The following is a 19,124-nucleotide window of genomic DNA, read 5'->3' as shown; positions in this document are numbered from 1 at the left end:
AGAAGAAGCCCATGACCAGACCCCTGGACGGCATCACCGTCATCTCGCTCGAACACGCCATCGCGGCGCCGTTCTGCACCCGCCAGCTTGCCGACCTCGGCGCGCGCGTCATCAAGGTCGAGCGCCCCGGCGGCGGCGACTTTGCGCGCGCCTACGACGAGCGCGTGAACGGCGAGGCCTCGCACTTCGTGTGGGTCAACCGCTCGAAGGAAAGCCTCACGCTCGACCTGAAGCAGCCCGCCGCGCTCGCCGTGCTGCAGGAGCTGGTGGCCGGTGCCGACGTGCTGGTGCAGAACCTCGCGCCCGGCGCCGCCGCGCGCATGGGCCTGGGCGCGCAGGTGCTGCAGGAGAAGCACCCCGCGCTCATCGTCTGCGACATCTCGGGCTACGGCGAAGACGGCCCGTACCGCGACAAGAAGGCCTACGACCTGCTGATCCAGAGCGAGGCCGGTTTCCTCTCGGTGACGGGCACGCCCGACGACCCGTGCAAGTCGGGCAACTCCATCGCCGACATCGCGGCGGGCATGTACGCCTACACCGGCATCCTCGCGGCGCTGATGCAGCGCGGCAAGACGGGCAAGGGCTCGCACATCGACGTGTCGATGCTCGAATCGCTCGCCGAGTGGATGGGCTACCCGATGTACTACGCCTACGACGGCGCACCGCCGCCGCCGCGCAGCGCCGCCTCGCACGCCACCATCTATCCCTACGGCCCGTTCCCCGCCGGCGACGGCGGCACCGTGATGCTCGGCCTGCAGAACGAGCGCGAGTGGCGCGCCTTCTGCGACAAGGTGCTGCTGCGCCCCGAGCTCGCGAGCGACCCGCGCTTCGACAGCAATGCCCGGCGCAACGAACACCGCGAGGCGCTGCGCACGCTCATCGTCGACACCTTCGGCGCGCTCAGTGCGGCGCAGGTGCTCGAACGGCTCGACACCGCGCAGATCGCCAACGCGCGCATGAACGACATGGCCGGGCTGTGGGCGCATCCGCAGCTGCAGGCACGCGAGCGCTGGCGCCAGGTGGGCTCGCCGGCCGGCGACATCCCGGCGCTGCTGCCCGCCGGTCGCCAGAGCGCGTTCGACTACCGCATGGACCCGGTGCCCGCGGTCGGCCAGCACACCGACGCCATCCTGCGCAGCCTGGGCCGTGGCGACGACGCGATTGCGGCGCTGCGCGCGGCCGGCGCGGTATGAGCGGGCCCGCGAACGCCGCGCTCGCCTTGGCGCGCGCCTTTCTCTTCGTGCCGGCCGACCGGCCCGAGCGCCATGCGCGCGCACTGGCGACGGGCGCGGGCGGCGTGATCATCGACCTCGAAGACGCCGTGGCCCCCGCGCGCAAGGCCGAGTCGCGCGATGCGCTCGGCGCCTCGCTGGCGGCGCTGCCCGCCGAAGGGCGAGAGCGACTTCTGGTGCGCGTGAACGCCAGCGGCACGCCGTGGCATGACGACGACTGCGCGCGCGCGGCGGGCTGGATCGCCGAGGGCCTGATCGCCGGCATCGTGCTGCCCAAGGCCGAGCACGCCGACGAATTGCATCGGCTGGCCGCGACCGTCGGACCGAAGGCCGTGCTGGTGCCGCTCATCGAATCGGCCGCGGGGCTCGCGGCGCTCGATGCCATCGCGGGTGCGCCGCAGGTGCTGCGGCTGGCCTTCGGCCACCTCGATTTCCAGGCCGACCTCGGCATGGCCTGTGATGCCGACGAGGCCGAGTTGGTGCCCGTGCGCCTCGCGCTCGTGCTGGCCTCGCGACGCGCCGGGCTGGCCACGCCCATCGACGGCGTCTCGCCCGACTGGCGCGACGCGCAGCGGCTCGCCGCCGACACCGCGCGCGCGCGGCGCGGCGGCTTCGGCGCCAAGCTGTGCATCCACCCCGAGCAGGTCGCGCCCGTGCAGGCCGCGCTCGGGCCCACGGCCGACGAGGTGGCCTGGGCGCACCGCGTCACCGAGGCCGTGCGCGCGGCCGGCGGCGGCGTCGTGAGCCTCGACGGCCGCATGGTCGACGGGCCCGTGGTGCGGCTGGCCGAGCGCTGGCTCGCGCTGGCCGCCTCGCACGGCCCCGGCGATTCATCCGTGACGCACTGATCCACAGACAAACCAAAAGGAGACAAAGAAGTGAACGCAACGAAGACCTGGAAACTGAAAGCCCTCATCGCGGCCTCGGCGGGCGCCTGCCTGCTCGCCGCCGCATCGCCCGCCGCCGCGCAGGCCGCGTGGCCCGACAAGCCCATCGTGATGGTCGTGCCGTACTCGGCCGGCGGTCCCACCGACGTGGTGGCGCGCATGCTCGCCGTGCCCATGGGCAAGTCGCTGGGGCAGACCGTGGTGGTCGAGAACACCGTGGGCGCGGGCGGCACCATCGCGCCGACCCGCGTGGCCAAGGCCGCGCCCAACGGCTACACCATCCTCATCCACCACATGGGCATGGCCACCGCGCCCGCGCTGTACAAGAAGCTCAACTACGACCCGCTGAAAGACTTCGAGTACGTCGGCCAGGTCATGGACGTGCCGATGACCCTGCTGTCGCGCAAGGACTTCCCGGCCAACAACTTCAAGGAGCTGCTGGCCTACGTGAAGGCCAACAAGGAGAAGGTCTCGCTCGCCAATGCCGGCATCGGGGCCGTCTCGCAGCTGTGCGGCATGCTCTTCGCGCACCAGATCGGCGTGCAACTCACGACCGTGCCCTACAAGGGCGCAGGCCCGGCGCTCAACGACCTCATGGGCGGGCAGGTCGACCTGCTGTGCGACCAGACCACGCAGACCGCGCCCGTCATCAAGGACGGCCAGCGCGTGAAGGTGTTCGGCGTGACCACGCCCAAGCGCCTGTCGAGCATGCCGGACATTCCCACGCTCGACGAGCAGGGCCTCAAGGGCTTCGACGTGAAGGTGTGGCACGGCGTGTACGCGCCCAAGGGCACGCCGCCGGCCGTGATCGAGAAGCTCAACGTGGCCCTGCGCGCCGCGCTGCAGGACGACAACGTGAAGAAGCGCTTTGCCGAGCTGAGCACCGAGGCCGTGCCGATGGACAAGGTCACGCCCGAGGCGCTGCGCAGCCACCTGGCGGCGGAGATCGAGAAGTGGGGGAAGGTGATCCGGGCTGCGGGGGTGCAGGCGGATTGAGCGCGACAGCTTGAGAGGTTCGGGGTCGGGGGCCGCAATGCCCCGGGCTCAGAGCTTTTTCTTCATGTAGGCGAGGTAGTTGCCGCGCGCGTAGTTGTCGATGCGCGCGAACTCTTCGTAGCCCTGCTTCAGGTAGAAGCCTCGCGCCTGCCACTCGAAGGTTTCGAGCGCGGCATTCCCGGCGCCCAGCGCCTTGCCGCGCGCTTCCGCCTCCGCGAGCAGGCGACGGCCCAGGCCGGTGCCCCGGGCTTCCTCCTCGACGAACAGCACGTCGATGCGCAGCCATTCGAGGAAAACGAAGCCACGCAGCCCGCCCATCAGGCGGCCCTGCGCATCTTTCGCGTTCAGCCACACGGGTTGCGTATCGGGGTACTCGCCGACGAAGCCGTAGTTGAACTCGCGCAACCGGCGGCCCAGGACGCCGGAGCGGACCTCTTCTTCGGAAGCGGTCGAAATCACTGTTTCGGTCATGCGTCGCCGTTCGCCAGCAAGGTCTCTTCGAACAACTTCAGCAACAGCCGCGCGAACACATCCATGTTCCATGGCCGGTCGGTTGCCCCGGTCTCGATCGTGCGGCTGACCACGAGGCCGTCCGCGCCGGTCACGGCGATGCAGACGTGGCCCGGCGCATCGCCGTACGGGCTGCCCGACGGCCCCGCCGCGCCGCTCTCGCAGATGCCCCATTTCGAGCGGTGGGCATCGCGGATGCGGCCCGAGATGAAGCGCGCGTAGGGCTCGGTCTCGCCGCGCATGTCGCCCATGTCCTCGGGCGTGAGGCCGAGCAGGGCCTTGCCGGCGCGCCGCGAATAGATGACCGCGCCGCCCAGGAAGTAGGCCGAGGCGCCTGGCAGGGCGAGCAGGGCGGCCGAGACCAGGCCGCCGGCCGACGATTCGGCGACCGCCACCGTCTGGCGCCGCTCGCGCAGCGTCGCCCCCACGCGGGCGGCGAGCACGGAAAGCGGTTCGAGGTCGGTGAGGTCGGGCGTGGACATGGAGGTCGAAAGAAGTAAGAAAGAAGAAATGACCGACCGTTCGATCGATCAAACAAACAAGCGAAAGAACGATCAGGCCGAGCCCATGCGCGAGCCCGGCCGCCGCACATACGACGGCGCGCGCTCGTGGCTCGAGGTGTGGCCGTACACCGTGTCGGCCGGGTAGTACTCGGCCTGCAGCTGCACCTTGGCCGCGGCTTCCTCGCCCGCCACATGGGCGATGAAGGCCAGCATCAGGTCGGTGCCGGCCGAGACGCCGGCCGAGGTCCAGACATGACCGTCCTGCACGAAGCGCTGCTCGACCACCTTCACGTCCCCGAGCGCGCGCAGGCGGTCGAGCGATCCCCAGTGCGTGGTCGCGGTGCGGCCCGAGAGCAGGCCGGCCGCATGCAGCACGAAGGCGCCGGTGCACACCGACAGCAGCGCCTTGCAGCCCGGCGCCTGCGCGGCCAGGAACTGCACCATGGCGGGGTTGTCGACCTCGCGCCGCGTGCCCATGCCGCCGGGCACGAGCACGAAATCGAGCGGCGGGCAGTCGGCAAACGAGACATGCGGGTTGATCGACAGCCCCTTGGCGCAGACGACCGGGCCATGCGTTTGCGCCACCACGAGGCAGTTGGCGGGGCCGCCGGCCAGCTTGCTCCACATGGTGAGCATTTCCCAGGGACCGACGAAATCGAGCTCCTCGACCTCGGGGAAGACGACGATTGCGAAATTCATGCGTGCGAACTCCTGGTGGGGTGGCCGGCAGGGGCCCTGTCACGGGCGCGAAGCCGCAAGCATATAGAGTGCCGCCGAGGTGATGTCCGTGACAGCTGGTTGCAAGCTTGGCTCAGTGTTCTCCCTCAGAGTTGTGTGGCCTGAAAATGGCTAGAGTGAAGGCGGCCGTTCAGGCTTTTTGCTAGCTTCAATCAAGGAAATCTCATGAGCAAGAAAGTTGCATATGTCACCGGAGGCATGGGTGGCATCGGAACAGCCATCTGCCAGCGTCTGTACAAGGACGGGTTCACCGTGGTCGCAGGTTGCGGCCCCACGCGGGACTACGCCAAGTGGCTGGCCGAACAGAAAGCCGAAGGCTTCGAGTTCCACGCGTCGGTCGGCAATGTCGGCGACTGGCAATCCACCGTCGAGGCCTTCTCCGCCGCCAAGGCGGCCCACGGGGCGATTGACGTGCTCGTCAACAACGCCGGCATCACGCGGGACCGCATGTTCCTCAAGATGACGCCCGAGGACTGGAGCGCGGTGATCGAAACCAACCTCAACAGCATGTTCAACGTCACCAAGCAGGTGGTGGGCGACATGGTCGAAAAGGGCTGGGGCCGCATCATCAACATCAGCTCGGTCAACGGCGCCAAGGGCCAGGCCGGCCAGACCAACTACTCGGCGGCCAAGGCCGGCATGCACGGCTTCACGATGGCGCTGGCGCAGGAGCTGGCCAACAAGGGCGTCACCGTGAACACGGTGAGCCCGGGCTACATCGGCACCGACATGGTCAAGGCCATCCGCCAGGAAGTGCTCGACAAGATCGTGGCCACGATCCCGGTCAAGCGCCTGGGCGAGCCGAGCGAAATCGCTTCCATCATCGCGTGGCTCGCCACCGACGAAGGCGGCTACAGCACCGGGGCCGACTTCTCGGTCAACGGCGGCCTCCACATGCACTGAGCATGCGCGCCACGCCCTGAAAACAAAAACCCGCTTCGGCGGGTTTTTTCATTTGGGCCGGAACCACACCCACAGGACACACGACTTCAACCATCGAAAGCAACCCGACACGAACCCTTTCTTCTGCGTTTTCCCTCATCTTTTCAGGAGGCAGTCATGGCACATACAACAAGCACAGTACCCAGGAAGCTCCCCCTTTACCGTTCCCTGTACGTGCAGGTGATCACCGCGGTGATCGTCGGCGTGCTCCTGGGGTACTTCTACCCCTCGCTCGGCGAGTCGATGAAGCCCTTGGGCGACGGCTTCATCAAGCTCATCAAGATGATCATCGCGCCGATCATCTTCTGCACGGTGGTGGTCGGCATCGCCGGCATGGAAGACATGAAGAAGGTCGGCAAGACCGGCGGCCTGGCGCTCTTGTACTTCGAGATCGTGAGCAGCATCGCGCTGGTGGTCGGCCTCGTGCTGGTGAACCTGCTCAAGCCCGGCGCCGGGATGAACATCGACGCGTCCACGCTCGACACCAAGGCCATCGCGGCCTACACCGGCCCCGGCAAGATGACCGGCACGGTCGACTTCCTGCTCAACGTGATTCCCTCCACCGTGGTCGATGCCTTCGCCAAGGGCGAGATCCTGCAGGTGCTGCTCATCGCGGTGCTGTTCGGCTTTGCGCTGCACCGTTTCGGCGGGCGCGGCACGCTGGTGTTCGACGTGATCGAGAAGGGCTCGCACGTGCTGTTCGTGATCGTCAACTACATCATGAAGCTCGCGCCCATCGGCGCCTTCGGCGCCATGGCCTTCACCATCGGCAAGTACGGGCTGGGCAGCCTGCTGTCGCTGGGCAAGCTCATGGGCACCTTCTACCTGACCTGCCTGCTGTTCATCTTCGTGGTGCTGGGGCTCATTGCGCGCTTTCACGGCTTCAGCATCTGGAAGTTCATCAAGTACATCAAGGAAGAGCTGCTGATCGTGCTGGGCACCTCGTCCAGCGAGTCGGTGCTGCCGCGCATGATGGAGAAGATGGAGAACCTGGGCGCCCACAAGACCTGCGTGGGGCTGGTGATTCCCACGGGCTACTCGTTCAACCTCGACGGCACCTCGATCTACCTGACGATGGCGGCGGTGTTCATCGCGCAGGCCACCAACACGCCCATGACGCTCACGCAGGAGATCACGCTGCTGGCCGTGCTGCTGCTCACCTCGAAGGGGGCGGCCGGTGTCACGGGCAGCGGCTTCATCGTGCTGGCGGCCACGCTGTCGGCGGTGGGGCATGTGCCGGTGGCGGGGCTGGCGCTCATCCTGGGCATCGACCGCTTCATGTCGGAAGCGCGTGCGCTCACCAACCTGATCGGCAACGGCGTGGCCACCATCGTGGTCGCCAAGTGGACCAACGAACTGGACACCGAGCGGCTGCAGGCCGGGCTCAACAACGAGAGCTGGGTCGAGTCGCAGGAGCCGGAGGAGCTGGTGAACGCGCGCGAATCGAAGATGGCGCAGTAGCGGGCGCAGGGCGCCGGCCCGCGCGTTTCGGTGCGGTGCGGCGCGTTTCGGTGCGCTTCAGTGCACCAGGGCCACCGCGAGCAGCGGCTGCGCCCTGGCATCGAGTTCGCGTTCGTACAGCGGGGCGGCCTTGGCGTAGGCGCCCTGGGCGCGATGGGCCGCGGCCAGGTTCTGCCGGCTGTACAGCACCGCGTGTGCGTCGGGGCGCCGCTGCTTCTCGTGGATCGCCAGGGCGCGTTCGTACAGCGCAATGGCCTGGTCGAAGGCCTCGCGGCGGTAGTGCAGGCCGGCCAGCGCGCTCAGCGTGAACGCCACCATCGGGCTGTCCGGCCCGGCGGTCTTTTCCTGGATGGCGAGCGCGGCCGTGTACGACTGCGCGGCCCGGGTCAGCTGCCCCTGCCGCTGGTGGACATGGGCCAGCAGCACGAGGCTGAGGGCCGTGTCGGCGGACTCGGGCCCGCCCGTGCGTTGCGCCGTCTGCAGCACCTGCTGCGCCAGCTCGAGCGTGCCGACGTCGTAGCAGTTGGCGTTGATGCGTTGCACGAGTTCCTGGCGCAGCGCGCGCCATTCGGGGTTGCCGTCCTGCGCGTACAGCGCGCAGAACTGCGAGGCCGCCAGGACGACGCCGGCGGCAAGCCATGCCTTCGCGAATTTCATGGGGCCGAATCTAGTGCCCCGGCCCGGAAACCGAATACCTCGTTCATGGGAGTCCGCGCCCGCGGGGCAGGGCCCCGGGGCGCGGACGGCGCTGGCGCCCCGCCTCAGGCGAGATCGAAGCGGTCCAGGTTCATCACCTTGGTCCAGGCGGCCACGAAGTCGTCGATGAACTTCTGCTGGCTGTCGGAAGCGCCGTAGACCTCGGCGATGGCGCGCAGCTGCGCGTTGGAGCCGAACACCAGGTCGACGCGCGTGCCGGTCCACTTGAGGGTGCCGGTCTTGCGGTCGCGGCCTTCGTACTCTTCCTTGGCGTCCGACACGGCCTTCCACTCCGTGCCCATGTCGAGCAGGTTGACGAAGTAGTCGTTGCTCAGCGTGCCGGGCATCTTCGTGAAGACGCCGTGGCGCGTCTGGCCGACGTTGGTGTCGAGCACGCGCAGGCCGCCGACCAGCACCGTCATCTCGGGCGCCGTGAGCGTGAGCAGCTGCGCCTTGTCGATCAGCAGCGCTTCGCCGGGCACGCTGTAGCGGCCCTTCAGGTAGTTGCGGAAGCCGTCGGCTGCGGGCTCCAGCGGCTCGAACGAGGGCACGTCGGTCTGTTCCTGCGAGGCGTCGGCGCGGCCCGGCGAGAAGGGCACCTTCACTTCACGGCCGCCATTGCGCGCGGCCTGTTCCACGCCCGCACCGCCGGCCAGCACGATCAGGTCGGCCAGCGAGATCTTCTTGCCGCCGGTCTGCGCCGCGTTGAACTCGCTCTGGATGCCTTCGAGCACCTTCAATACCTGGGCCAGCTGCGCGGGCTGGTTGACGGCCCAGTCCTTCTGGGGCGCCAGCCGCACGCGGGCGCCGTTGGCACCGCCGCGCATGTCGGAGCCGCGGAAGGTGGAGGCCGAGGCCCACGCCGTCGACACCAGCTGCGCAGGCGTGAGGCCCGAGGCCAGCACCTTCTTCGTCAGCGCCGCGACGTCGTTGGCGTCGACCAGCGGATGGTCGACGGCCGGGATCGGGTCTTGCCAGATCAGCTCTTCGGCCGGCACCTCGGGCCCGAGGTAGCGGGCGCGCGGGCCCATGTCGCGGTGCGTGAGCTTGAACCAGGCGCGCGCGAAGGCGTCGGCGAGCTGGTCGGGGTTGGCCAGGAAGCGGCGCGAGATCTTTTCGTAGGCCGGGTCCAGGCGCAGCGACAGGTCGGTGGTGAGCATGGTCGGCGCGTGGCGCTTGGAACCGTCGTGCGCGTCGGGGATGGTGCCGGCACCGGCGCCGCCCTTGGCCACCCACTGGTGCGCGCCTGCGGGGCTCTTGGTCAGCTCCCATTCGTAGCCGAACAGGTTCTCGAAGAAGTTGTTGCTCCACTTCGTGGGCGTGGTGGTCCACGTCACTTCGAGGCCGCTGGTGATGGCGTCGCCGCCCTTGCCGGTGCCGAAGCTGTTCTTCCAGCCGAAGCCCTGGTCTTCGAGGCCGGCGGCTTCGGGTTCCTTGCCGACGTTCGAGGCCGGCCCCGCGCCGTGGGTCTTGCCGAAGGTGTGGCCGCCGGCGATGAGCGCCACGGTTTCCTCGTCGTTCATGGCCATGCGGGCGAAGGTGTCGCGGATGTCGTGGGCCGCGGCGATCGGGTCGGGGTTGCCGTCCGGGCCTTCGGGGTTCACGTAGATCAGGCCCATCTGCACGGCGCCCAGCGGGTTCTCGAGGTTGCGGCTGTGCGGCACCTTGCTGTCGTCGTCCTTCACGAGCACGCCGCGGTCTTTCTCGACGCCGGGCGAGCCCTGTGCGTAGCGCACGTCGCCACCCAGCCAGGTCTTCTCGCGGCCCCAGTACACGTCCTGGTCGGGCTCCCACACGTCGGGGCGGCCGCCGCCGAAGCCGAAGGTCTTGAAGCCCATGGTCTCGAGCGCGACGTTGCCGGTGAGGATCAGCAGGTCGGCCCAGGAAATCTTCTGGCCGTACTTCTGCTTGATCGGCCACAGCAGGCGGCGCGCCTTGTCCAGGCTCACGTTGTCGGGCCAGCTGTTGAGCGGCGCGAAGCGCTGTTGCCCGCGGCCTGCGCCGCCGCGGCCGTCGCCGATGCGGTAGGTGCCGGCGCTGTGCCAGGCCATGCGGATGAAGAGCGGGCCGTAGTGGCCGAAGTCGGCCGGCCACCAGTCTTGCGAGTCGGTCATCAGCGCGGCGAGGTCTTTCTTCACCGCGGCGAGGTCCAGGCTCTGGAAGGCCTTGGCGTAGTCGAAACCGGCGCCCAGGGGATCGGATTTGGAGGAGTGCTGGTGCAGCAGGTCCAGGCGCAGCTGCTCGGGCCACCAGTCGCGGTTCGTGGTGCCGGCGCCGGTGGCCTGGCTGAACGGGCACTTCGCTTCGGTTTTCTCGTTGCTCATGGGGAGGCTCCTGTTGTTGGGGGGACGGGGGGACCGCTCAAATTCTGGATGAGAAAGGTGTCGATGCGAATAGAAGTGCTTTATGCCTACGATAGTTCGCGTCGCTTCCGTAGGGGTGTAGACGCAGGCCCGTAGAAGCCTGCGGGCTTCAAAGGTCGGGGGCCGTTCCTGCAAAATGGACCGATGCCCCATAGCGTCTCCCTCATCAATACGATTGCCGCCGGCCTGGGGTTGGCGCTGGTGTTCGGCTTTCTCGCGGCGCGGCTGCGATTACCGGCGCTGGTGGGGTACCTCCTGGCGGGCGTGATCATCGGCCCGTTCACGCCCGGCTTCGTGGCCGACGCGGGCATTGCCGCGCAGCTGGCCGAGATCGGTGTGATGCTGCTGATGTTCGGCGTGGGCCTGCATTTTTCGCTGGCCGACCTGCTCGCGGTGCGCAAGATCGCGCTGCCCGGCGCCATCGCGCAGATCGTCGTCGCCACGCTGCTCGGCGGCGGCCTGGCGGTGTGGTGGGGCTGGAGCTGGGGCGCGGCGCTGGTGTTCGGGCTGGCGCTGTCGGTGGCGAGCACGGTGGTGCTGCTGCGTGCGCTCGAGAGCCTGGGCATCCTCGATTCCTTCACCGGCCGCATCGCCGTCGGCTGGCTGGTGGTCGAAGACCTCGCGATGGTGCTGGTGCTCGTGCTGCTGCCGCCGCTGGCGGGCGCGTTGGGCAGCACCAAGGTCGACACCAGCGGCGACCCCGTCTGGCAGACGCTGGGCCTCACCTTGCTGCAGGTCGGCGGCTTCGTGGTGCTGATGCTGGTGGTGGGGCGGCGCGTGTTCCCGTGGATCCTCTGGCAGGTCACGCGCACCGGTTCGCGCGAGCTGTTCACGCTGTGCGTGGTGGCGGCGGCCGTGAGCATCGCCTTTGCCTCGGCGGCGCTGTTCGGCGTGTCGTTCGCGCTGGGCGCGTTCTTCGCCGGCATGGTGATGCGCGAGTCGCAGTTCAGCCACCGCGCGGCGCAGGAGTCGCTGCCGCTGCGCGATGCGTTCGCCGTGCTGTTCTTCGTGTCGGTCGGCATGCTGTTCGACCCCTCGGTGCTGCTGGAGCGCCCGCTGCAGGTGCTGGCCGTGGTGCTGGTGATCGTGCTGGGCAAGTCGCTCGCGGCCTGTGCGCTGGTGCTGGTGTTCCGCTACCCGCTGGCCACCGCGCTCACCGTGAGCGCGAGCCTGGCGCAGATCGGCGAGTTCTCGTTCATCCTGGCCGGGCTGGGCGTGTCGCTCGGCCTGCTGCCGGTGGAGGGGCAGAGCCTGGTGCTGGCGGGCGCGCTGATCTCCATCGCCACCAACCCGCTGTGGTTCAGCCTCATCGCGCCGCTGCAGAAATGGCTGCACGCGCATTCGAAGTTCGCACGCGAACTCGACGCGCGCAGCGACCCGCTGGCCGAGCTGCCCATGACCACCGAGGCCAAGTACCTGTCGCGCCAGGTGGTGCTGGTCGGCTACGGCCGGGTAGGCCGGCGCATCGCCGCCGAGCTCGAGACGAACGACATCCCCTACGTGGTGGCCGAGCAGAACCGTGAGCTGGTCGAGAAGCTGCGCGAGGCCGGCATCCCCGCCGTGTGGGGCGATGCGGCCGACCCGGCGGTGCTGATCCAGGCGCACGTGGCGCGCGCCCGCGTGCTCGTGGTGGCCACGCCCGACGCCATGAACGTGCGCCAGATGATCGAAACCGCGCGCACGCTGAACCCCACCATCCAGACCGTGGTGCGCAGCCACAACGAGCAGGAAGCCCGCCTGCTGGCCGCCGAAACCGACGCGAAGGTGTTCCTGGGCGAACAGGAACTCGCCCAGGCCATGGCCCGCGATGTGGTGCAGCGCGCCGCCGCGATGGCGGTGCCAGCTTGACGATTCAAAGGTCCTCGATCACCAGCGTGCGATAGCGCTCGGCGATCGAGTAGGGCACGGTACGCACCAGTTCCATCACGCGCTCGGCGATGGCGCCGTCCTTGGTGCGGATCAGCAGGCCCGTGTGGCCTTCGTGGGCCAGCTGGATGAAGGCGCGCACCGTGTCGCCGTCGGTGCCGGCGGAGGGCAGGGGACTGTGCGAGGCATGCACGGTCGGCGCGATTTCCGCCAGGACGGTTTCGGCCGGTATCAGGTAGACCTCGTCGCCGCTCACGATGCCTTTCGCGATCAGCCCGTGGCCGATGCGGCTGGCGTCTTCGACGCTCGGAAACATCACCAGGGAGTAACCGGTCGGGTAGAACGCGCCACCGAAGGCGGCGCGCATGTTGGGTTCAAGCGTGAAATGTTTCATGCTGACTCCTTGTTCTGATGCAACTCCCCACCCCTAACATTAGGCCGCGCGGCGTCCATGCACTGTAGGAGAAGCCCTAGTACTGACAACCGCGCCAGCCCCTTGCCCGTTCAAAGGCGGGTTCATTCCCTGTTTCATTTCTGACCGTCATGCCTTCGCCGAGAGACATCGCACTCACCGTCCACGAACTGGAAGAAGGGGAGTTCTACTGGGTGCTGATGGAGGCCGTGGACGGCTCGCCCGGCGACTCCACCCATGTGTACGTGCCGCTCGAAGCCGCCCACGAGCCCTACGCCACGTATTCGAATGCGCTGGTGGCCGGCGTGGCGGTGCTGCGGCGGCTGTTCGGGCCCGACGGCAAGCCCGTCTGACAGGGCCCGCAAGGGCGCCGCCGCAGGGCGCTCCCTATAATCCCGGCGGTTGGAAACATTGGTTCACACCGGTGTCGTCCAACACCCCACGGTTCGAAGGTGCCCTGCACGACCAGTCACAGGATTGGCGGCGGGGTTAAACGGGAAGCAGGTGCGAGGCGTCGTTTTTTCGAACGACCCTTCCATTCCTGCGCTGCCCCCGCAACGGTCAGCGGACATCGACACCCTCAGGCCCCGGCGATTCTTCGCCCGGGCAGCCACTGCGCTTCGGCGTGGGAAGGCGAGGGCTTCGGCGCCGAGGTGCATGCATTGCACCCGACGCACTCCGCGAGCCCGGATACCGGCCTTCGCAACCGCCTTCGGATGCTGCGGGAGTGCGTGTCCGGGCCTGCCGCTTTTCCCTCGCGCGAAACGGCACCGCCCCTCGTCTCTTCTCCCTCGGCGTCCGCGATCGGTCAGGAGCCTGCGGGGACGCGGGCCGGAGGAAAAGTCGGATGAATCGCATTGCATCGCCATCGCGCGATCGCTCGAGCCCACCCCTGCAGCGGGCGCGCCTTTCGGGTCTTTCAGGTCTTTCGCTGGGGCTCGGCCTCGCTTGCGGGCCCGTTCTCGCCCAGTCGGGCGACACGGCCGGCCGTCCCAGCCTCACGCCCGTGCAGGTCGAAGCCAGCCGCCACACGCCGCTGGCCCTGGACGAGCCCACGCAGACCGGCAGCCGCCTGGGCCTCACGCCGCTCGAAACGCCGGCCAGCATCGAGGTGCTCACCGGCGACGCGATCCGCGCGCGCGGCGACGTGTCGGTGGTCGAGGCCGCGAGCCGCGCCACCGGCATCACGGGCTCGCCCGCGCCGGGCAATGGTGGCTCGTCGCTGTCGGCACGCGGCTTCAACGGCCACGGCTCGGTGATGCAGCTTTACGACGGCACGCGCCTGTACGTGGGCGCGGGCACCGTCACCTTCCCGTTCGACACCTGGTCGACCGACCGCATCGAGGTGCTGCGCGGCGCCGCCTCGGTGATGTTCGGTGAAGGCGCCATCGGCGGCGCGATCAACGTGGTGCCCAAGAAGCCCACGCGCGGCCCGATTCGCAACGAAGCGCTCGTGACCGTGGGCTCCGACGCCACGCGCCAGGTCGCCTTCGGCAGCGGCGGGGCGATCAACGACATGCTCTCGTACCGCCTCGACATCAGCCACCGGAAAACCGACGGCTTCATGCGGCGCGGCGAGGCCGAGAGCCTGGCGGTGGGCGGCGCGGTGCGGCTCGATGTGTCGCCGCGGCTGCAGTTCACGCTCTCGCACGACGAGGGCCGCCAGACGCCGCAGCGCTATTTCGGCGTGCCGCTCGTCAACGGCCGCCTGAGCAGCCTGAACCGCGAACAGAACTACAACCTGGACGACGCAGAGGTCAAGTACCGCGACCGCTGGACCCGCCTCGATGCGCAGTGGACGCCCAACGACGCCGTCACCGTGCGCAACCAGCTGTACCGCCTGGACAGCAAGCGCCACTGGCGCGACAGCGAAACCTACACCTACAGCGCCACGACGAACCGCGTGACGCGCGGCGACTACCTGGAGATCGGCCACGACCAGGAGCAGATCGGCAACCGCACCGACGCCACCTTCAAGCACGCGCTGTTCGGCCTGAAGAACCAGGTGCTGGTGGGCTTCGACGCCAATCGCATCGACTTCCGGAATTCGAGCGACACGCCCTACGGCGGGCGCTCGGTGGTCGATGCCTTCGTGTTCAACCCCGGCACCTACGTCTCGCCCACGCCCTACCTGCCGCGCTACAAGACGAAGACCAGCACCTACGCCTTCTTCGCCGAAGACAAGCTGGCCTTCAACGAACACTGGTCGGTGGTCGGCAGCCTGCGCTGGGACCACGCGAAGATCGTGCGCACCGATCCGCAGAACCGCGCCCCGCGCCTGGACAAGACCTTCGAGTACGCCACCGGCCGCCTGGGCGTGGTCTACGCGCCCGACGCCGCGCAGTCGTTCTATGCGCAGGTGGCGCGCGCGGCCGATCCGCTCACCGGGCTCATCAGCACCTCGGCCACACAGGTGCCGTTCGAGCTCAGCGTCGGCAAGCAGGTCGAGGTGGGCTACAAGCGCCAGCTGGCCGAGGGCCGCGGCGCGTGGAGCGTGGCCGCCTACCGCATCGAGAAGACCAAGCTGCTGTCGCGCGACGCGAACGACCCGACCGTCGTGCAGCAGATCGGCAAGCAGTCGTCCGAAGGCATCGAGGCCACGCTCGACCTGGCGCTCACCTCCACGCTGCGCCTCGAAGCCAACGCCGCGCGGCTGCGTGCGCGCTACGACGACTTCAACGAGGCGGTCGGCAAGTCGCTGGTCTCGCGCGCGGGCAACACGCCCGCCGGCGTGCCCGAGGTGGCGGCCAACCTGTGGCTGCACTGGCGCTTCCTGCCGCAATGGGAGGCCGAGTTCGGCGTGCGCCACGTTGGCGCGCGGCAGGTCGACGCGGCCAACACGCGCCGCATCGGCTCCTACACCGTGGCCGACGCGGGCGTGAGCTGGCAGGCGAACCCGTCGCTCAAGCTCGCGCTGCGCGCCTTCAACCTGGCCGACCGCAGGTACCCGGTCTCGTTCTCGAATGGCGGCAACCAGTGGCTGCTGGGCCGTCCGCGCTCGTTCGAGCTGTCGGCGTTCGTGACCTTCTGAACACGCACGGCCCCATGAGCACCACATGGCAACGCACATGGCCCCCGCTGCGGCGGGCGCTGTACTGGACGCACCGATGGCTGGGCATCGGCGGCTGCCTGCTGTTCGTCATGTGGTTCGTCTCGGGCGTGGTCATGATGTACGTGGGGTACCCGAACCTCACGGACGAAGAGCGGCTCGCGGGGCTCGCCCCGGTGCGCTTCGAACAGGCGGTGGTCACGCCGACTGCCGCGCTCGAGACGCTGCCGCAAGCGGTGCGCACGCAGCCGCCCAGGCGCATGGCGCTCGAAATGCAGGCCGGCGCCGACGCGCAGCCCGTGTGGCGCATCGTCGATGCGCGCGGCGGTCGGCATGCCGTGTCCGCGCGCGACGGTCGCGTGCTCGGCCCGGTCGATGCGGCGCAGGCCGAGGCCATCGCCCGCGACTTCTCCGCGCAGCCTGGCGCACGCTGGGCCGAAACGCTGGAACGCGACCAGTGGACGGTGCCGCAAGGCCTGAACCCGCTGCGCCCGCTGCACCGCATCGAAGTCGGCGACGCGGCGGGCACCGAGCTGTACGTGTCCTCGCGTACCGGCGAGGTGGTGCGCGACACCACGCGCGCCGAGCGCTTCTGGAACTGGCTGGGCGCCGTGCCGCATTGGATCTACTTCACGCCGCTGCGCGCCGACCCGCCGCTGTGGCACGACGTGGTCGTGTGGCTGTCGGCCGCCTGCATCGTCTCGGCCGTGACGGGCATCGTCATCGGCATCCTGCGCATCCGGCTGCGGCGGCGTTTTCGCAGCGGCGCGGTCACGCCGTACACCGGCTGGATGGCCTGGCACCACATCGCCGGGCTGATCGGCGGCTTCTTCGTGCTGACCTGGATCGTGAGCGGCTGGCTCTCGATGAACCCCAATGGCTGGTTCCAGCGCGGGCCCGCCGATGCGGCCGCGATGGCGCGCTACACGGGCGCCGGTGCCTCGCCGTTCCCCTGGCCACCGGCCGTGGTGCCGGCAGGCGAGGGCGCTGCCGCACCGCGTGAGGCGCTGCTGATGGGGTTCGACGGCAAGCCGCTGCTGCAGCTGCGCGACGCGCAGGCCCGCGTGCGCGTGGTGGATGCGGCCAGTGGCGCACCGGCTTCCATCGCCCGCGACGACATCGAACGCGCCGCCGCACGCCTGCGCCCCGGCGCCACCATCACACAGGCTACGCTGCAGACGCACGAAGACTTCCACTGGTACGGCCACCACCGCACGCGCGTGCTGCCCGTGTGGCGGCTCGAGTTCGACGACGCCGCGCGCAGCTGGCTCTACATCGACCCGACGAGCGGCCAGGTGGCCGGCAGCAACGACCGCAACGCGCGGCTGCGCCGCTGGCTCTTCAACGCCGCGCACAGCCTCGACTTTCCCTGGCTCATCCAGCACCGGCCCGCCTGGGACCTGGTGGTGTGGTTCCTGTCGGTCATCGGCGTCGTCGCTTCGGCGAGCGGCGTGGTGATCGGCTGGCGGCGGCTGCGGCGCAAGCCACAGCCTTCGCCTGTTCAACGGGGGCTGCAAGGCTCCCGGGTTTCATGACGGGGACTTGCGCAAGCCAGTCCATCCCCCAACAATCAACTTTCGCACTTCGGTGCATTTCAGGAGGTGCGCGATGCACATCGAACCCGGACTCGTCGACGGATCCAAGATCTTCCTCAGCTATGCCACGGGGGCGGCTGCACTGGCTTACACAGGCAAGGTCGCCTTCGACACCTTGCGCAAGGACGGCCCCATCGGCCTGCTGCTGCGCTCGGTCTTCACCGTGATGCTCGTGTTCTGCTTCTTCGAGGTGTTCCCGCACCATCCCGTGGGCGTGTCCGAGGTGCACCTGATTCTGGGCACCACGCTGATGCTGCTCTTCGGGCTTGCGCCCGCGGCCATCGGCCTGGCGGGCGGGTTGCTCATCCAGAGCCTGTTCTTCGCACCGCCCGACCTGCCGCAGTACGGCATGAACGTCACGACCTTGCTCGTGCCGCTGTTCGCCACCGCCGCGCTGGCCCGCCGCATCATTCCCGCGAACATGGCGTACGTGGACATCAGCTACCAGCAGGCCTTCAAGCTGTCGGTGGCCTATCAGGGCGGCATCGTGGTGTGGGTGGGCTTCTGGGCCCTCTACGGCCGTGGCACGGGCCTGGAGAACCTGGGCCAGATCGCCAGCTTCGGCGCGGCCTACATGACGGTCGTGCTGGTCGAGCCGCTGGTCGACCTGGGCGTGCTGGCCGCGGCCAAGGCCTGGCGCCGCCTGCAGGGCACGGCCCTCGTTGAGCGCCGCCTGTACAGCGCCGTCTGATTCGCGCCGGCTGCCCCTCGTTGAAGAGGGCGTGCCGTTCGCCGGCGCGTGCGCCACGCACGCGCCGCGCGCCCGATTCCCCGCGCGCCCTGCGCGCCTGAAAGCACCCATTCCATGACACAAAGCAACGCCAAGATCCCCGTCACCATCGTCACGGGCTTCCTCGGCAGCGGCAAGACCACGCTGCTGCGCCACATCCTCGGCAATGCCGAAGGCCGCCGCATCGCGGTGGTGGTCAACGAGTTCGGCGAACTCGGCATCGACGGCGACATCCTGCGCGGTTGCGGCATCGGCTGCGACGACGAAGGCAACGAGCGCGAAGGCGCGCTGTACGAACTCGCCAACGGCTGCGTCTGCTGCACGGTGCAGGAAGAGTTCCTGCCCGTGATGCTGCAGCTGGCCGAGCGGCGTGACCAGATCGATGCCGTGCTCATCGAGACCTCGGGCCTGGCGTTGCCCAAGCCGCTGGTGCAGGCCTTCCAGTGGCCCGACATCGCGAACATCTTCACCGTCGACTCTGTGGTCACCGTGGTCGACGGCCCCGCCGCCGCATCGGGCCAGTTCGCCGCGAACCCCGCGCAGGTCGACGTGCAGCGCCGCGCCGACCCCAACCTGGACCACGAATCGCCGCTGCACGAGCTGTTCGAAGACCAGCTCTCGGCCGCCGACCTCGTGGTGCTCAACAAGACCGACCTCATGGACGCCGCCGCGCGCGCGCAGGTCGAGGCGCTGGTGCGCGAGGAGCTGCCGCCCGAGGTGAAGATCGTCGGCGCCACCGAAGGCAAGCTGCCGCTCGCGCTGCTGCTGGGCCAGGGCCGCGCCGCCGAGAGCACCATCCACCTGCGCGAGAGCCACCACGACCACGAGGAAGACCACGACCATGACGAGTTCGATTCGCTCGTGATCGAGCTGCCGCCCGTGGACCGCGACGGTCTCATCGCCGTGCTGACCGCGCTGGTGGAACAGCACACCATCTACCGCGTGAAGGGCTTCGTCGCCGTGCCGCACAAGCCGATGCGCCTGCTCGTACAGGGCGTGGGCCGCCGCTTCGACCACCACTTCGACCGCCGCTGGCGCGACGGCGAGGCGCAGCGCACGCGGCTCGTGTTCATCGGCGAAGACCTCGATGAAGGCGCGCTGCGCAAGGCACTGGAAGGCGTGGCGGCCGTTCCCGCCTGACCGC

The 19,124-nt window shown here is 68.9% G+C and carries 17 protein-coding genes and 1 riboswitch; of the genes, 11 read left to right on the top strand and 6 right to left on the bottom strand.

Translation table 11 applies throughout. The annotated features are described in order from the left end of the window. Positions 1 to 11: 11 nt before the first annotated feature. From AC07SQ_RS04575 to AC07SQ_RS04565, 3 genes are read left to right on the top strand one after another with little or no spacing between them, the layout of a single operon-like run. Complete coding sequence (locus tag AC07SQ_RS04575) at positions 12 to 1,193, top strand: CaiB/BaiF CoA transferase family protein (RefSeq protein WP_070061123.1); 1,182 nt, start codon at positions 12 to 14, stop codon at positions 1,191 to 1,193. Continuing rightward, positions 1,190 to 2,080, top strand: coding sequence for an HpcH/HpaI aldolase/citrate lyase family protein (locus AC07SQ_RS04570; RefSeq protein WP_495270614.1), 891 nt, complete (start codon positions 1,190 to 1,192; stop codon positions 2,078 to 2,080). The genes AC07SQ_RS04575 and AC07SQ_RS04570 overlap by 4 nt, the downstream gene beginning before the upstream one ends. A gap of 30 nt (positions 2,081 to 2,110) precedes the next feature. After that, entirely contained in the window at positions 2,111 to 3,115 is a 1,005-nt protein-coding gene (locus AC07SQ_RS04565) for a tripartite tricarboxylate transporter substrate binding protein BugD (protein WP_139703091.1), read from the top strand. A 48-nt stretch (positions 3,116 to 3,163) separates the two neighbouring features. On the opposite strand, the gene AC07SQ_RS04560 is transcribed toward AC07SQ_RS04565, so the two are convergent. The 3 genes from AC07SQ_RS04560 to AC07SQ_RS04550 all read right to left on the bottom strand — a co-directional run bounded on the left by AC07SQ_RS04560 (position 3,164) and on the right by AC07SQ_RS04550 (position 4,827). Continuing rightward, entirely contained in the window at positions 3,164 to 3,586 is a 423-nt protein-coding gene (locus AC07SQ_RS04560) for a GNAT family N-acetyltransferase (RefSeq protein ID WP_095947110.1), read from the bottom strand. Further along, positions 3,583 to 4,107 carry a CinA family protein gene (locus AC07SQ_RS04555; RefSeq protein WP_062480868.1) on the bottom strand — a complete coding sequence of 175 codons (525 nt, stop codon included), beginning with the start codon at positions 4,105 to 4,107 and terminating at the stop codon, positions 3,583 to 3,585. The genes AC07SQ_RS04560 and AC07SQ_RS04555 overlap by 4 nt, the downstream gene beginning before the upstream one ends. A gap of 72 nt (positions 4,108 to 4,179) precedes the next feature. Next, the gene (locus AC07SQ_RS04550) at positions 4,180 to 4,827 is read right to left on the bottom strand and encodes a DJ-1/PfpI family protein (RefSeq protein WP_159276321.1); all 648 of its coding nucleotides are present in this window, start codon (positions 4,825 to 4,827) and stop codon (positions 4,180 to 4,182) included. A 204-nt stretch (positions 4,828 to 5,031) separates the two neighbouring features. On the opposite strand from AC07SQ_RS04550, the gene phbB reads away from it, so the two are divergent. Both phbB and AC07SQ_RS04540 read left to right on the top strand, forming a co-directional pair. Beyond that, positions 5,032 to 5,769 carry an acetoacetyl-CoA reductase gene (phbB, locus tag AC07SQ_RS04545; RefSeq protein WP_062480872.1) on the top strand — a complete coding sequence of 246 codons (738 nt, stop codon included), beginning with the start codon at positions 5,032 to 5,034 and terminating at the stop codon, positions 5,767 to 5,769. 156 nt (positions 5,770 to 5,925) lie between these two features. Then, entirely contained in the window at positions 5,926 to 7,269 is a 1,344-nt protein-coding gene (locus tag AC07SQ_RS04540) for a dicarboxylate/amino acid:cation symporter (RefSeq protein WP_062480874.1), read from the top strand. A 57-nt stretch (positions 7,270 to 7,326) separates the two neighbouring features. Here AC07SQ_RS04540 and AC07SQ_RS04535 read toward each other — a convergent pair whose 3' ends face one another. Beyond that, positions 7,327 to 7,926 (bottom strand): tetratricopeptide repeat protein, encoded by a 600-nt coding sequence (locus AC07SQ_RS04535; RefSeq protein ID WP_495270615.1) that lies wholly within the window; start codon positions 7,924 to 7,926, stop codon positions 7,327 to 7,329. Between the two features lie 104 nt (positions 7,927 to 8,030). Then, on the bottom strand, positions 8,031 to 10,289 hold the full coding sequence (katG, locus tag AC07SQ_RS04530; RefSeq protein WP_495270616.1) for a catalase/peroxidase HPI: 2,259 nt from the start codon (positions 10,287 to 10,289) through the stop codon (positions 8,031 to 8,033). Between the two features lie 183 nt (positions 10,290 to 10,472). Between katG and AC07SQ_RS04525 the strand changes: the two genes are divergently transcribed. Beyond that, the gene (locus AC07SQ_RS04525; protein ID WP_495270617.1) at positions 10,473 to 12,176 is read left to right on the top strand and encodes a cation:proton antiporter domain-containing protein; all 1,704 of its coding nucleotides are present in this window, start codon (positions 10,473 to 10,475) and stop codon (positions 12,174 to 12,176) included. A 4-nt stretch (positions 12,177 to 12,180) separates the two neighbouring features. On the opposite strand, the gene AC07SQ_RS04520 is transcribed toward AC07SQ_RS04525, so the two are convergent. Continuing rightward, a complete protein-coding gene (locus AC07SQ_RS04520) occupies positions 12,181 to 12,588 on the bottom strand; it encodes a hypothetical protein (RefSeq protein WP_070061115.1) in 408 nt (135 codons plus the stop codon). Positions 12,589 to 12,737: 149 nt separating this feature from the next. Between AC07SQ_RS04520 and AC07SQ_RS04515 the strand changes: the two genes are divergently transcribed. The 5 genes from AC07SQ_RS04515 (at position 12,738) to cobW (ending at position 19,120) form a co-directional block, all read left to right on the top strand. Continuing rightward, positions 12,738 to 12,959, top strand: coding sequence for a hypothetical protein (locus tag AC07SQ_RS04515; protein WP_062480886.1), 222 nt, complete (start codon positions 12,738 to 12,740; stop codon positions 12,957 to 12,959). A gap of 81 nt (positions 12,960 to 13,040) precedes the next feature. Continuing rightward, positions 13,041 to 13,322, top strand: a riboswitch (cobalamin riboswitch). 131 nt (positions 13,323 to 13,453) lie between these two features. Continuing rightward, positions 13,454 to 15,637, top strand: a complete 2,184-nt coding sequence (locus tag AC07SQ_RS04510; RefSeq protein ID WP_495270618.1) for a TonB-dependent receptor — start codon at positions 13,454 to 13,456, stop codon at positions 15,635 to 15,637. A 14-nt stretch (positions 15,638 to 15,651) separates the two neighbouring features. Then, positions 15,652 to 17,190: a PepSY domain-containing protein gene (locus tag AC07SQ_RS04505; protein ID WP_495270619.1), complete on the top strand. Its 1,539-nt coding sequence runs from the start codon at positions 15,652 to 15,654 to the stop codon at positions 17,188 to 17,190. A 73-nt stretch (positions 17,191 to 17,263) separates the two neighbouring features. After that, positions 17,264 to 17,941 carry an energy-coupling factor ABC transporter permease gene (locus tag AC07SQ_RS04500; protein ID WP_062480892.1) on the top strand — a complete coding sequence of 226 codons (678 nt, stop codon included), beginning with the start codon at positions 17,264 to 17,266 and terminating at the stop codon, positions 17,939 to 17,941. A 114-nt stretch (positions 17,942 to 18,055) separates the two neighbouring features. Further along, the gene (cobW, locus tag AC07SQ_RS04495) at positions 18,056 to 19,120 is read left to right on the top strand and encodes a cobalamin biosynthesis protein CobW (RefSeq protein ID WP_070061111.1); all 1,065 of its coding nucleotides are present in this window, start codon (positions 18,056 to 18,058) and stop codon (positions 19,118 to 19,120) included. The last annotated feature ends 4 nt before the right edge of the window (positions 19,121 to 19,124 follow it).

The sequence above is a fragment of the Variovorax sp. GW821-FHT06D12 genome (genome assembly GCF_059419205.1).
The sequence above is the reverse complement of the archived record's forward strand: the minus strand, read 5'-3'. Positions and strand labels throughout refer to the sequence as shown.

Bases quoted from the DNA above. Each gene is read 5' to 3' on its own strand.
- cobW (WP_070061111.1), top strand. From the start codon at position 18,056: ATGACACAAAGCAACGCCAAGATCCCCGTCACCATCGTCACGGGCTTC.
- katG (WP_495270616.1), bottom strand. From the start codon at position 10,289: ATGAGCAACGAGAAAACCGAAGCGAAGTGCCCGTTCAGCCAGGCCACC.
- AC07SQ_RS04550 (WP_159276321.1), bottom strand. From the start codon at position 4,827: ATGAATTTCGCAATCGTCGTCTTCCCCGAGGTCGAGGAGCTCGATTTC.
- AC07SQ_RS04560 (WP_095947110.1), bottom strand. From the start codon at position 3,586: ATGACCGAAACAGTGATTTCGACCGCTTCCGAAGAAGAGGTCCGCTCC.
- AC07SQ_RS04515 (WP_062480886.1), top strand. From the start codon at position 12,738: ATGCCTTCGCCGAGAGACATCGCACTCACCGTCCACGAACTGGAAGAA.
- phbB (WP_062480872.1), top strand. From the start codon at position 5,032: ATGAGCAAGAAAGTTGCATATGTCACCGGAGGCATGGGTGGCATCGGA.
- AC07SQ_RS04555 (WP_062480868.1), bottom strand. From the start codon at position 4,107: ATGTCCACGCCCGACCTCACCGACCTCGAACCGCTTTCCGTGCTCGCC.
- AC07SQ_RS04510 (WP_495270618.1), top strand. From the start codon at position 13,454: ATGAATCGCATTGCATCGCCATCGCGCGATCGCTCGAGCCCACCCCTG.
- AC07SQ_RS04520 (WP_070061115.1), bottom strand. From the start codon at position 12,588: ATGAAACATTTCACGCTTGAACCCAACATGCGCGCCGCCTTCGGTGGC.
- AC07SQ_RS04540 (WP_062480874.1), top strand. From the start codon at position 5,926: ATGGCACATACAACAAGCACAGTACCCAGGAAGCTCCCCCTTTACCGT.
- AC07SQ_RS04570 (WP_495270614.1), top strand. From the start codon at position 1,190: ATGAGCGGGCCCGCGAACGCCGCGCTCGCCTTGGCGCGCGCCTTTCTC.
- AC07SQ_RS04505 (WP_495270619.1), top strand. From the start codon at position 15,652: ATGAGCACCACATGGCAACGCACATGGCCCCCGCTGCGGCGGGCGCTG.
- AC07SQ_RS04575 (WP_070061123.1), top strand. From the start codon at position 12: ATGACCAGACCCCTGGACGGCATCACCGTCATCTCGCTCGAACACGCC.
- AC07SQ_RS04535 (WP_495270615.1), bottom strand. From the start codon at position 7,926: ATGAAATTCGCGAAGGCATGGCTTGCCGCCGGCGTCGTCCTGGCGGCC.
- AC07SQ_RS04525 (WP_495270617.1), top strand. From the start codon at position 10,473: ATGCCCCATAGCGTCTCCCTCATCAATACGATTGCCGCCGGCCTGGGG.
- AC07SQ_RS04500 (WP_062480892.1), top strand. From the start codon at position 17,264: ATGCACATCGAACCCGGACTCGTCGACGGATCCAAGATCTTCCTCAGC.